This window comes from Citrobacter sp. RHBSTW-00524 (assembly GCF_013747755.1).
In the GTDB taxonomy this organism is placed as follows: domain Bacteria; phylum Pseudomonadota; class Gammaproteobacteria; order Enterobacterales; family Enterobacteriaceae; genus Citrobacter; species Citrobacter braakii.
The window spans coordinates 1,162,706-1,175,711 of the sequence record NZ_CP056421.1 but is presented as its reverse complement, the minus strand read 5'-3'; the positions used below and the strand labels follow the sequence as shown (position 1 = coordinate 1,175,711).

At 48.5% G+C, this 13,006-nt stretch carries 13 protein-coding genes and 1 pseudogene; 9 read left to right on the top strand and 5 right to left on the bottom strand.

Annotated features, from left to right (window positions below; genetic code table 11):
- Positions 1–158: 158 nt before the first annotated feature.
- The gene (flhA, locus tag HV229_RS05645) at positions 159–2,237 is read left to right on the top strand and encodes a formate hydrogenlyase transcriptional activator FlhA (protein WP_047357866.1); all 2,079 of its coding nucleotides are present in this window, start codon (positions 159–161) and stop codon (positions 2,235–2,237) included.
- A 106-nt stretch (positions 2,238–2,343) separates the two neighbouring features.
- Here the strand turns inward: flhA and HV229_RS05640 are convergent, their stop codons facing one another.
- Positions 2,344–2,688: a nitrous oxide-stimulated promoter family protein gene (locus tag HV229_RS05640; protein ID WP_003825888.1), complete on the bottom strand. Its 345-nt coding sequence runs from the start codon at positions 2,686–2,688 to the stop codon at positions 2,344–2,346.
- Between the two features lie 188 nt (positions 2,689–2,876).
- On the opposite strand from HV229_RS05640, the gene HV229_RS05635 reads away from it, so the two are divergent.
- From HV229_RS05635 to sitD, 4 genes are read left to right on the top strand one after another with little or no spacing between them, the layout of a single operon-like run.
- On the top strand, positions 2,877–3,794 hold the full coding sequence (locus tag HV229_RS05635) for a metal ABC transporter substrate-binding protein (protein WP_047414265.1): 918 nt from the start codon (positions 2,877–2,879) through the stop codon (positions 3,792–3,794).
- Positions 3,791–4,612, top strand: coding sequence for an iron/manganese ABC transporter ATP-binding protein SitB (gene sitB, locus HV229_RS05630; RefSeq protein ID WP_016154198.1), 822 nt, complete (start codon positions 3,791–3,793; stop codon positions 4,610–4,612). Before HV229_RS05635 ends, sitB begins: the two co-directional genes overlap by 4 nt.
- A complete protein-coding gene (gene sitC / locus HV229_RS05625; RefSeq protein ID WP_016154199.1) occupies positions 4,609–5,466 on the top strand; it encodes an iron/manganese ABC transporter permease subunit SitC in 858 nt (285 codons plus the stop codon). Before sitB ends, sitC begins: the two co-directional genes overlap by 4 nt.
- Positions 5,463–6,314: an iron/manganese ABC transporter permease subunit SitD gene (gene sitD / locus HV229_RS05620; RefSeq protein WP_016154200.1), complete on the top strand. Its 852-nt coding sequence runs from the start codon at positions 5,463–5,465 to the stop codon at positions 6,312–6,314. The genes sitC and sitD overlap by 4 nt, the downstream gene beginning before the upstream one ends.
- A 108-nt stretch (positions 6,315–6,422) precedes the next feature.
- Here the strand turns inward: sitD and HV229_RS05615 are convergent, their stop codons facing one another.
- Complete coding sequence (locus HV229_RS05615) at positions 6,423–7,220, bottom strand: EAL domain-containing protein (protein ID WP_049268531.1); 798 nt, start codon at positions 7,218–7,220, stop codon at positions 6,423–6,425.
- A gap of 229 nt (positions 7,221–7,449) precedes the next feature.
- Positions 7,450–8,052: a helix-turn-helix domain-containing protein gene (locus tag HV229_RS05610; protein WP_016154202.1), complete on the bottom strand. Its 603-nt coding sequence runs from the start codon at positions 8,050–8,052 to the stop codon at positions 7,450–7,452.
- Positions 8,053–8,509: 457 nt separating this feature from the next.
- Here HV229_RS05610 and HV229_RS05605 point away from each other — a divergent pair, with 457 nt between their 5' ends.
- The 3 genes and pseudogenes from HV229_RS05605 to HV229_RS26495 all read left to right on the top strand — a co-directional run.
- Positions 8,510–9,295, top strand: coding sequence for a winged helix-turn-helix domain-containing protein (locus tag HV229_RS05605; RefSeq protein ID WP_047357871.1), 786 nt, complete (start codon positions 8,510–8,512; stop codon positions 9,293–9,295).
- Complete coding sequence (locus HV229_RS05600) at positions 9,295–9,807, top strand: hypothetical protein (RefSeq protein ID WP_016154204.1); 513 nt, start codon at positions 9,295–9,297, stop codon at positions 9,805–9,807. The genes HV229_RS05605 and HV229_RS05600 overlap by 1 nt, the downstream gene beginning before the upstream one ends.
- A 409-nt stretch (positions 9,808–10,216) precedes the next feature.
- A pseudogene (locus HV229_RS26495) lies at positions 10,217–10,334 on the top strand (VapC toxin family PIN domain ribonuclease); the annotation flags it as partial.
- Positions 10,335–10,409: 75 nt separating this feature from the next.
- Here HV229_RS26495 and HV229_RS05595 read toward each other — a convergent pair.
- Both HV229_RS05595 and HV229_RS05590 read right to left on the bottom strand, forming a co-directional pair.
- Positions 10,410–10,901, bottom strand: coding sequence for a hypothetical protein (locus HV229_RS05595; RefSeq protein ID WP_046274826.1), 492 nt, complete (start codon positions 10,899–10,901; stop codon positions 10,410–10,412).
- Positions 10,888–11,694 carry a winged helix-turn-helix domain-containing protein gene (locus tag HV229_RS05590; RefSeq protein WP_080859137.1) on the bottom strand — a complete coding sequence of 269 codons (807 nt, stop codon included), beginning with the start codon at positions 11,692–11,694 and terminating at the stop codon, positions 10,888–10,890. The genes HV229_RS05595 and HV229_RS05590 overlap by 14 nt, the downstream gene beginning before the upstream one ends.
- Before the next feature lie 332 nt (positions 11,695–12,026).
- Here HV229_RS05590 and HV229_RS05585 point away from each other — a divergent pair, with 332 nt between their 5' ends.
- A complete protein-coding gene (locus tag HV229_RS05585) occupies positions 12,027–12,824 on the top strand; it encodes an EAL domain-containing protein (RefSeq protein ID WP_046274824.1) in 798 nt (265 codons plus the stop codon).
- Positions 12,825–13,006 lie beyond the last annotated feature (182 nt).

Below are 13,006 nucleotides of genomic sequence, written 5' to 3'. Positions count from 1 at the left end.
ACATCCGGCCTTAACGCTGCATTATCACCTGATGGCGTTTTGCCGATCGGGTCTACGGTTCGAGTAGCGGGACCAGTCCGGCAATAATTTACGACTTATACCTATAATTCATTTACCGTTTTCGCACCGTTCTGCGGTGCTTTTCCTGGAAAAGCAATATGTCGTATACACCGATGAGTGACCTCGGACAGCAAGGCCTGTTCGATATTACTCGTACATTATTACAGCAGCCCGACCTGCCGTCTCTCAGCGAGGCGCTTTCGCAACTGGTCAAGCGTTCAGCGCTGGCCGACTGCGCGGCTATTGTCTTATGGCAGGCACAAACGCAGCGTGCGCGTTATTTTGCGACGCGTGAAAATGGTAACCCCATCGATTATGAAGACGAAACGGTGCTGGCGCATGGCCCGGTACGCCGTATTTTGTCTCGCCCCGATGCGCTGCACTGCAACTATCACGAGTTTAGCGAAACCTGGCCACAGTTGGCCTCTGGCGGGCTGTATTCTAAATTTGGTCACTACTGCCTGCTGCCGCTGGCGGCAGATGGACGAATCTTTGGCGGTTGCGAATTTATCCGTAACGAAGACCAACCGTGGAGTGAAAAAGAGTACAACCGGCTGCAGACCTTCACCCAAATAGTCGGCGTCGTTGCTGAACAAATTCAAAGCCGGGTCAGCAACAATGTCGATTACGATCTCCTGTGCCGTGAGCGTGATAACTTTCGCATCCTGGTCGCCATCACCAATGCTGTGCTCTCACGTCTGGATATTGATGAGCTGGTCAGCGAAGTCGCCAAAGAGATCCATCACTACTTCGACATTGATGCCATCAGCATCGTGTTACGCAGCGATCGCAAAAACAAGCTCAGCATTTATTCCACTCACTATCTGGATGAACATCATCCGGCACACGAACAAAGTGAAGTGGACGAAGCCGGCACGCTCTCTGAACGGGTCTTCAAAAGTAAAGAGATGCTGCTGATTAACCTGAGCGAACGCGATACCCTGGCCCCTTACGAAAGAATGTTGTTCGAAACCTGGGGCAACCAGCTACAGACTCTGTGCCTGCTGCCGCTGATGTCCGGCAATAATATGCTCGGCGTACTTAAGCTGGCGCAATGTGAAGAGAAAGTATTCACCACCGCCAATCTCAAACTGCTGCGCCAAATCGCAGAACGCGTGGCGATCGCCGTGGATAACGCCCTCGCCTACCAGGAGATCCACCGCCTGAAGGAGCGGCTGGTCGATGAAAACCTGGCGCTGACTGAACAACTCAACAACGTGGAGAGTGAGTTCGGAGAAATCATTGGCCGCAGCGAAGCGATGTACAGCGTACTCAAACAGGTCGAAATGGTGGCGCAAAGCGACAGCACTGTCCTGATTCTTGGTGAAACCGGGACGGGTAAGGAGCTGATTGCACGAGCAATTCACAACCTGAGCGGACGTAACGCCCGTCGGATGGTGAAAATGAACTGCGCGGCAATGCCTGCCGGATTGCTGGAAAGCGATCTGTTTGGCCATGAGCGTGGCGCATTTACCGGGGCCAGCACGCAGCGGATTGGACGCTTTGAACTGGCGGACAAAAGTTCGTTATTTCTCGATGAAGTTGGCGACATGCCTCTGGAGCTTCAGCCCAAGCTGCTGCGCGTTCTGCAGGAGCAGGAGTTTGAACGTCTGGGCAGCAATAAGCTGATCCAGACCGACGTTCGCTTGATCGCTGCCACTAACCGCGATCTGAAAAAGATGGTCGCCGATCGCGAGTTTCGTAACGATCTCTACTATCGACTGAACGTCTTCCCGATCCATCTGCCGCCGCTGCGCGAGCGCCCGGAAGATATTCCGCTGCTGGTGAAAGCCTTCACCTTCAAAATTGCCCGCCGGATGGGGCGCAATATCGACAGCATTCCCGCCGAAGCCCTGCGTACGCTGAGCAACATGGAATGGCCGGGTAACGTGCGCGAGCTGGAAAACGTCGTAGAACGCGCGGTTCTGCTCACCCGGGGCAACGTGCTGCAACTGTCCTTGCCGGATGTAATCGCTATGGCGCCGTCTACGCCGCCGGTGGCGACCGAAGTCGCGCAGGATGGCGAAGATGAATACCAGCTGATAATGCGCGTTCTGAAAGAAACCAATGGCGTTGTCGCCGGTCCTAAAGGCGCGGCACAAAGACTGGGGTTGAAACGCACAACGTTACTCTCGCGCATGAAGCGCCTGGGCATTGATAAGGACGCACTGGTTTAACGGATTATTGCCCGATAGCGCTACGCTTATCGGGCCTACGCCACTGGTGCGTTTGTCTTTGTCGGCCGGATAAGGCGCAGCCGCCATCCGGCATAGAATTGCTAAATCACTTCTTCCGCTGGTATTTCTCGGGTAACTCCGGCACCGGACGTTTGTCATCAATCAGATGACGCACGGTCAGGATCGGATGACGCCAGAGCATTCTGGGTCCAGCCCAACGCATAATTTGCTTCATCTCTTCGCGTTTAGCGGGCTGGTAACAGTGCACCGGACACTGTTTGCAGGCCGGTTTTTCCTCACCAAATACGCATTTATCCAGGCGCTTTTGCGCATAGGCAAACAACGCATCGTAATGCCCCGGTTCATCTGAAGCCTGCGGACACTGGCTCTCATACAGCGAGATCATTCTCTGGATCGTCATTTTCTCACGTGCAATACGTTTGCCGGACATGATGCCTCCATAATTAAGTTGCATTAATAATACACCTTAACTAAGCGCAGGACTATTACCTGGCGGTGATACATTCCTTAGCACCCTACGCAAATAAGAATTATTTTCATTTGTTTATGCCATGTGCTATATAACATAGCAAAGGCTATATTCGATGATAAATTAACCACTTTGTTGTGAGGGATACTATGCCGCATCTGCCCCATCTGAAGTCATTTCTCCTTGCCAGCGTGTTCACGGCGCTTACGCTGTCACCTGCCTGGGCGAAAGAAAAGTTCAAAGTGATAACCACCTTTACGGTGATTGCCGATATGGCAAGCAACGTGGCAGGTGACGCGGCGGACGTCAGTTCCATCACCAAACCCGGGGCAGAAATTCACGAATATCAACCCACACCGGGGGATATTAAACGGGCGCAAGGCGCACAGCTTATTCTCTCCAACGGCCTTAACCTCGAACTATGGTTTGCCCGCTTCTACCAAAATTTGTCCGGCGTACCGGAGGTCATGGTCTCAAATGGCGTGCAGCCAATGGGTATCAGCGAAGGGCCATACAACGGCAAACCGAATCCGCATGCCTGGATGTCAGCGGAGAACGCGCTTATCTACGTGGATAACATTCGCGATGCGCTGATGAAATACGATCCCGACCATGCCGCAACCTACCAGAAAAATGCGGAGAATTATAAAGCGAAAATCCAGCAGACTCTGGCGCCACTGCATGCAGAACTGGCGAAGCTCCCTGCTGATAAACGCTGGCTGGTCACCAGCGAAGGCGCATTCTCTTACCTCGCGCGTGATAACGGCCTGAAAGAGCTGTATCTATGGCCGATCAATGCCGATCAGCAAGGCACGCCCAAGCAGGTACGCAAAGTGATCGATGCGATCAGAAAACATCAAATCCCTACCGTATTTAGCGAAAGCACCGTGTCCGACAAACCTGCGCGTCAGGTCGCCCGCGAGTCTGGCGCGTATTACGGCGGCGTGCTGTATGTCGATTCGCTCAGCGCTGCCGATGGTCCGGTACCGACCTATCTGGATTTACTGCGCGTGACGACAGAAACCATCGTCAGCGGCATCAACGACGGGTTAAGGAGCCAAAAATGAGTCAATCTGCGATTACCGTGAATCAGGTTACGGTGACGTATCGCAACGGCCACACCGCGCTGCGGGATGCCACTTTTCAGGTTCCGGGCGGCTCAATTGCCGCTCTGGTCGGCGTAAACGGTTCGGGAAAATCAACGCTTTTTAAAGCGCTGATGGGTTTTGTCCGGTTGGCGAAAGGTGAAATATCTATTCTGCAACAACCGGTTAATAAGGCGCTCAAACAGAATCTTATCGCCTATGTCCCCCAGTCAGAAGAGGTGGACTGGTCGTTTCCGGTACTGGTGGAAGATGTAGTGATGATGGGCCGCTTTGGCCATATGGGGTGGCTGCGTCGACCAAAACAAATCGATCACGACTGCGTGGATGCGGCGCTGGCGCGGGTAGATATGCTGGACTATCGCCATCGCCAGATAGGTGAACTGTCCGGCGGGCAGAAAAAACGCGTTTTTCTGGCAAGAGCCATCGCACAGGACGGGCAGGTTATTTTACTGGATGAACCCTTCACCGGCGTGGATGTGAAAACCGAGGCCCGGATCATCGATCTGCTGCGTGAACTGCGTGATGAAGGCCGGACTATGCTGGTCTCTACCCATAATCTGGGATCCGTCACCGAATTTTGCGATTACACGGTGATGATTAAGGGCACGGTGCTGGCAAGTGGGCCAACCGAAACCACCTTTACCCACGAGAATCTCGAGCTGGCATTCAGCGGCGTTCTGCGTCACGTCGCGCTGAGCGGCGGTGAACAACACGTGATTACCGATGATGAACGTCCGTTTATTTCGCGACGCGCGGCAAGCGAGGGGGAGCAATCATGAACTGGCTGACGGAGCCGTTTGGCTACCAGTACATGCTCAACGCCATGTGGGTTTCGGCGATGGTCGGCGGCCTGTGCGCATTTCTCTCCTGCTATCTGATGCTCAAAGGCTGGTCGCTGATTGGCGATGCGCTGTCGCACTCGATCGTTCCAGGCGTGGCCGGAGCCTATATGTTAGGGCTTCCCTTTGCGCTGGGCGCATTTCTTTCCGGTGGACTGGCGGCGGGCAGCATGCTGTTTCTCAATCAGCGTTCACGCCTGAAGGAAGATGCCATTATCGGGCTGATTTTTTCGTCCTTTTTCGGTATCGGGCTGTTTATGGTGTCGCTTAATCCGATGTCGGTGAACATCCAGACCATTATTCTGGGTAACATCCTGGCGATTGCGCCGGAAGATATTCTGCAACTGGCGATCATCGGCGTGGTTTCGCTGACCATTCTGTTTTTGAAGTGGAAAGATCTGATGGTGGTCTTTTTTGATGAAAACCACGCGCGGTCTATCGGTCTGAATCCGGGTCGGCTGAAGCTGTTGTTTTTTACGTTGCTCTCCGTTTCCACGATCGCCGCACTGCAAACCGTCGGCGCCTTTCTGGTGATTTGCCTGGTGGTTACGCCCGGTGCGACGGCCTGGCTGCTGACCGATCGTTTTCCTCGCCTGCTCACCATCGCCGTGGCGCTCGGCAGCCTGACCAGCTTTTTCGGCGCCTGGCTAAGCTACTGGCTGGACGGTGCAACCGGCGGAATTATCGTCGTTCTGCAAACGCTGCTGTTCCTGCTGGCATTTGTCTTCGCACCAAAACACGGTCTGCTGGCAAATCGCCGCCGCGCCCGTCTGGTGAACAAGGAGCAAGTATGATCTTAACAACGCTGCTGGAACCTTTTCAGTTTAGCTTTATGGTTAATGCGCTGGTCATCTCTACCATCGTCGCTGTGCCCTGCGCGCTGTTGTCGGTATTTTTAGTACTCAAAGGCTGGGCGTTGATGGGCGATGCCATGAGTCATGCCGTTTTCCCAGGGATTGTACTGGCGTGGATTGCGGGCATTCCGCTGGCAATTGGCGCGTTTATCGCCGGTCTGTTCTGCGCGGTGGCGACCGGATACCTCGACGATAACAGCCGCATTAAGCGCGACACCATCATGGGTATTGTTTTCTCCGGGATGTTTGGTGCGGGTCTGGTGCTGTACGTCTCTATCCAGTCAGAAGTCCATCTCGATCATATTCTGTTCGGCGACATGCTGGGCGTATCTTTAAGCGATATCATGCAAACCGCGGTTATTACTCTGGGGATCGCGCTTATCATCGGACTTAAATGGAAAGATTTGCTACTGCATGCGTTCGACCCACATCAGGCAAAGGCCAGTGGGCTTAACACCGCACTGCTACATTACGGCCTGTTGTGCATGATCGCCCTGACGATTGTCGCCACGCTAAAATCGGTAGGGATTATTTTGTCAATTTCATTACTGATTGCACCTGGCGCCATCGCGATTTTAATGACGCGGAAATTTTCCCACGCCTTATGGCTGGCGGTGGCGATGTCGGTCATTACCTCATTTATGGGCGTGTACCTGTCATTTTTCATCGACAGCGCACCGGCTCCCACCATAGTCGTACTATTTTCTCTGCTGTTTGTGATTACCTTTATTTATGCAACCCTGCGCGATCGGCGTTTAGAGAATCAGCTTCAGCTGCAGGATCCGTAAATTATTGGTCAGCTAATGTTCTTGATATTAATATAGCCTCCGCCAAGAGGTTATATTATCGGCAGATTACAGCATCGTGATAATACGTTTAAATAAACGGATTATAGATTACTCTAACGTGAACAACGGTTGTGGCTTGCCAATGTGGTATCCCTGTAACCACCCGACATTCATGTGTTCCAGGTGCATCTGGATTTCGGCACTTTCAACAAACTCGGCGACAACCTGCATACCTTTCATTGCCGCAACCCGGCAGAAAGATTCGATGATATAGCGACTAACCTCACATTTTATAATCCCACGAACGAAAGACCCATCAATCTTCAAAATATCTGCTTCAATGTTCATCAGGCGTTCATAGCTTGCAAACCCGGCACCGAAGTCATCAATCGCGATCCGACATCCCAATTGACGTAGTAAGCGTAGTGTATCTGCCGTGTGTTCTTTATCTGACAGGGTATCAGCCTCGGTTATCTCAAAAATAATCCGTTGCGGTATCACCACATATTCCTGCAACAACGCAGTTATCTTTGCAACGATACCTGAACGACATAGCGTCACTGGCGCCAGGTTAATGGAAAAACAACTCAGCGGATGGTAGCGCATGTACTTCAGGGTGTTCTCAATAACCCAAAGATCGATATCGGGTGCTAACCCTGTGTCGCGTGCAACCGACAGAAAATTGTCAGGGGAAAGAAATTCCCCGTGCTCATTGAGCATGCGGATCAGTATCTCATGATAGGATTCATCACCACGAGTACTGACGATAGGCTGGGCCAGCAGGACAAAGGTATTGTGATCCAACGCGTTTTGCAGTGCAGCGCGAACATCCGTTGTATCGGTAGTAGGGTTGCCAAACAGTCGGCTATGCTGTGCCTCAAGGTTTTCCGGCCTGCCGTTGGTCATTGGCGATATGACTTTTGTTATTATTGGAGGGAACATCATATTCATATCAAATTAATAAATAAATACTAATTTATAGATAAAAATGGACATTCCGCGTAGCTGGCATCAGCGGTGAAGAAAAAGACAAAAACCAACATACTGATAATTAACAAAAATCACAAACCCAGTTTTTTCATTATCATTCCAGCTGAGTGCAAAAAAAACACGTCAGATGCTTTTAATGTTAACTTTAACATACAAAAAAAGAGAGTTTCCCTCGCTTCATAATTATTTTTCCGTCACTCACTAACTCCTGCAATACTTTGTGGATAGCACTGCGTGAGATATGATTTCGAGCGAGAATGAATGTATACACAGATGTGTTTTCACGCATCTCAGGCTCCATCGACCAAATATATTTCAGGTGTTCAATAATCAATTCACGGATAGTGCGATGCGATTGCAATTTTTCTCGTTGAAAATAGCGTTGCAGATGTAGCGTTAAAATATCAAATGCATGTTTCCAAAGATTCTTTGCAGTGAACAAAAGTTCGGCATTGGGTGCACTCATTGCCCACATTTCACAATCGGTATCACAACGTAAATAGTGTCCGGCAACTTCCGTACGCATTTGTGGCAAGCCGAGGATGGCCGGTGCAGATATACTTACCATCACTAAATCATTTTCCACACGATGAACAGAGACGGCCCCTTTCTCCAGAAACAAGATATTTCCATCACTCTTCAGATCAATACGCTGGCGTTTTTTGCGTAAGGACAGCCAGGCATTATCTGACTTTTTCATTTCATCACCAACAAGCACTACAGCATTTTCAATATCTTTCTGGAACATGGGACTCTCTACCGCAAATTATGGCTTTGTCAAAACGAGGGTGGAATTTTACTCAACACGAAAAATAAATGTCAGCTCACCAACAAGCTGACATTTATTCCCATCTACATCTACCACCGGCATTCCCTGGTGCCGTTGACGCGTTCAGACTCATGCTGTTTTCGCGTGGTGGCGCCAGGCAGTATATGACGCTGTCCATAAAGAATTAATGGCAATCATCTTTTGTCGTTGTTATTTCATCTTTCTGTTCTTTGCAATGTAGCCAAAAAGATACAATGCATTGATTTACATATAGTTTATTTTCATTAAAAAGTTATCCTTGTTGTTATATTATGATAAGAAATTGAAACACTTCGCGGTTCTCGCTGCAGAGTCGGGTCCATACTGGTGGTCTTTATGGGCTAAGTGGTATCATGACTCGCCAACCGCCTGGCGCACCAGCAAGAGTAGAAACATCATGTCTGAGACTGGCAATGTCAGTTATCTGATTGAAAAAATAATAATATTTACGCCAGCTACACAATCTCTGGCGCGGATAGATCAACCCAATCAGCGGATAAAACTCAAACACTCGGCGTCATTATGTCTTTTATTACTTATTCAACATCGCGGGCAAGTGGTTTCCCAAAACGAACTACTGGAATTCGGCTGGGGTAAAAATCACCGCCAGGTGAGCTTCAACGCCTTTTATCAAAGCATTCTCTCTTTGCGCAAAAGTTTGCTGCAGCTGGAACTGGAGCAACCGCTTATCACCACGATCCCCCGCAAAGGGCTGATCATCCAGGAAGAGTTCAATATTCAGGTGATTGAAACTCCGGAGGAGAGCGTATCTTTTACAGCAGAACCTTTAGTGCCGGATGTCGCCATAGAAGAACTGTCAGATGACACAGCGCGCCAACCTTTGATAACCACTGCTGAAATGGTCATACTTGCCATTACCCTGATAATTTGTGTGCTTATAATGTATCCGTGGCAAACCAGTGATAACTATTTCTCCGGCTATATCACCGCAGACAAAGCCCCCACTGACTGTCAGTATTATTTTAATAATGATGCCAGTAATTTCTCCCGACATACGGCATTTATCAACAAAAATCCTGGGCTGTGTCAGAGCCATAAATTTATCTATATCACCACCTACCCTGAATCCAAGAAATTATCCGTGCTTGTATGTCGCTCACCGATGAAAAACAGGCAGGAAAACGCCTGTCAGTCGGTTTATTACCCACGGTATGATAGCTAATGAATTTTTATTCCCGAACGCCCCGCATCCAGACAGGTATTATCCTGTTGCTTTGTTTTGCTGCGCTAATTGTTACCGCCGTCTACCGGTACAGTAAAAACAATGGTCAGTTACATAATCTGACCTGTCGGTCTGCCATCGAGATTGTACGCAATACAAGCTCATTCCGAGGGATCATTGATATCAAAACCGGCGGCAGCAAAGGTATTGTGAATATTGATGGCATTATCAAAGATGCCGAAAATAATGAGCAGACCGTGCAACGCATGGTACTTTTTACACAATCCAGCTACGGCTCAAGCCCGGTTTGGATTTCGCAGAAAATCCAAATCTCCAATCGCGAAACAGCACCCGCCAGTCTCATTCAGGAACTCCTCCCCGACTTCTTCCTGACCAACACCAGCGTATCCAACGTCGATTTTTTTGCGCTGAATAGAGAGACGTATTTGATTACCAAAGAGGGGATCCCCTATCTGTACTGCCAGAATTATGCGTTGCCGGAAAATGAATAATCAATAAGCGAAGATTAAATAAGAGCAAAAACGATTTGAAAGAGTCACTTGATACGGACTTCGCGAACCACACGCCAGTGATGCCTTGGTGTGTTAATGCTGATTAATAAAGATTATTTTCTCTCATAATATAAAAACCCTATTCTAACCTACACTACCATAACTCACTGATTATGCGAACATTGTTACCCTGCTCGTCCAGCGTTATAACTTTCTGGTTTTCCAATAATCTCTTCCCCTCATCAATGCAGGATGTCAGCGACGAAGGACGGGCTGACCTGTGAAAAAAACGTATATGCTCGACACCTGTATCTGAGCGTTCATCCTGCACGGGCAGCTGTAATTCGTACTGAAGCGCCTGGAGCAGGCGGTGTTGGCCAGAGATCGGACGTGGTCTCGGCTATCAACTGGGCCGAACGACACGGCGATTGCCGGCATGCTATCGCCGCCGGCGTGTGCTGGTGACCATTAATGTGAGGGAGTTTGAGCGGGTGCCGGGGCTCACGCTGGAAGACTGGGCAAAATAAGCCGTAGTCTCCTGGAGTATCCTCTGAGCATACCCGGTATGGTTTTTGAGCATGTCGGGTATGCTGTCTTTATCGCTACCTGTCCTTATTCACGCAAAGCGCAAACGGCGACTGCAGATTTTCAATCAACCAGCCATTTAACAACGGATTGATCCTGATCTGACGGACTGTGCCTTCCGGAACATAAAAGAAGCTGTGTTTGAATATTTCATCACTGGCGGTGTCCTGTGATTTTTTGACATAGTGCATATTGCTCACTGAAATCTCGCCTGGTCTGTTCACCTCGTAGCCGAAATGAATTGTCCTGGAAACCGTTTCGGGGCCACCTTCAGAATTGATATATCCGGACAACACAACCTGACCAGAGAATTGTTTATCGAGGCGAAAGACGAGGTTCAGTGTTGCAGTAAAATCAGGGTTAAGATGGTTATAACGAATGATCGTGCTGCAGTCGATGTCCATGCCATTCTGTCGCTTAAGCATGTACATATAGAACCCGATGGACGATGCCATGACCAGTAGCAGACTGACAGCTGCACAGAGGCGACTTATCTTAATTGCTTTCATAGCCATTCCAGTAGTTATTAAGGCAGGATATATACTGCTTGTCTTTCGTTGTACATCTGCTGATAAATACCCGGCCTTTACTGCCATAAATATAAGCGTCTGACGCCTGATAAAGAAATACAGCCCCGTCCAGGCAGTCAATATTATTCTGCCGGGCCAGGGTGACAAAAACGTCCTTCTTTTTTTCGAGGAATGAAGCGGAGTTTTTCTGAATGGTGTACACCTGGCAGTTCTGATAGTTAAACAGAAAATGGGTCTGTATATCTTTCAGGGTCGATGTGGTTGTTGTAGGGATCTGACTGCCCGCAATAAAAATGACGGCGCTGGCGACAAACAAAGCTAAAAGCAGAATATTAAAGGTAAGTCTGTGTTTTAACGAAAATGCAGAAAACTGTCGGTTTATTCCAGGTCCGGCGCTGTCTGTTACTGCAGTCGACTCATGCACCGGGAGGGTATCAGTCATCACCACGACATCGATATCCTGATTAAACATAAAACCGATTCGTGGCACAGTGGTAATACATTCTGCCTGAATCCCGGTGCTGACAAAGTGCTTCCTGATTTCGGAAATATATTTATTAAGGGTGTGGTTTGACGAACGCAGGCCGTGTAAATCCCAGACATTATCCAGCAGCTCATCCCGGTTAATCACCTGCCCCTGTCTTTCCAGCAGATAGGTTAAAAGTCTGTTCATGGTTGCTGTCAGAATAATGACAGAATCTTCATCCGAGACCGGCCAGATTGTGCCATCATCTGAACGATACCTGGCCAGAGAACTGATTAAATAATCCAAATGAACACTCCAATATCCTGAACGTAAGGCGATAAAAACGCTTGTTCCACCTCATTATCACTACGTCTGACTTTTGCAAAGCATACCATACGCAGCCAGGATTCCTTAATTACTAGGTTAATTGATTGTAAATCACTTATATTTTAGCATTTTAATCCGCAAAATAACTTAACGCCGATACATGTACTGACCTACCACTCTTCTCAGTTAAGATTGTTCGCAGAATGAGCGGGTTCTTATCATCTAATAGTCATCAGCATTACTGCCATTCACCATCCGGGATATGAAGAGTTCCCAGGTTAACGGATCCACCATGGTTCAGGAGCAACTCCATGATAAGCACCAACATGCTCAGGAAGGCAGAACGTTTCTTCAGTAAGGCCGGAACACGGATAAGAGAGTCGATCCTGTCAGCAGAACTGGCTGGAGCTGAGTTTGTGCCTTATGTGCAACCGGTTTACAGGGCTTACAAGGTTGCAGGCGGAGAAGTGTTATTGAGGATCCGAAAAGATGGAGTCCTTCACTTTCCGGAGAAATACATCTCTGCAATGGAGTCATGCGAGGTGATTAATGATGTGACATGCTCTTTGCTGTCTGATGTTAAAACCTTTTTCAACGGCTATGAAGGAGCCCTTCCCGATGACTTCTATCTTTCCTTCAATATCTGTGCGAGACAACTGAATTCCCCGGACGTTATTGAAGCAGTGACCGATTTTAATAAAACATTTGCAGGACGCATTGCTGTATTACTTGAAATTGTCGAACGTGGCACGATGCATCTCGATGACTTTGCGCTTGACGCAATGCAACAACTTACCGATGCAGGTGTGCGATTTGCGATTGATGACTTCGGAAACGGAAGTTCGTGTCTTAAATATATTGAGCATTCAGGTTTTTCTACAATTAAGATGGATAAATGCCTTACAGTGGTCAGCAACGGTACATTAATTTATTCCGCGGTAATTGATTCAATCGTAACCCTCTCTGAACGACTGCAAATCCAGCTTGTGGCAGAGGGAGTGGAAAATAAAGAACAATTATCTCTTTTGAAAGATAAAGGTGTGAATGTTTTTCAGGGTTATCTTTTTTCAAAACCCGTCAGCATGCACGAGTTCTGCAAACATATTTAACACCCTTATCCCTGTAAACAGACCGGACATGACTGACTGAGTGGAAAATAAAAATCACGCCCTCAGCTGCAGGGTAATTTAAATACATTTACAGTCGCAAAACATTTAATCCGGAACTGCTTATGGGTCTGAGTTAAAAACGGCTCACAGCCCGTCACGGAAAATATTACAGATATAAACCA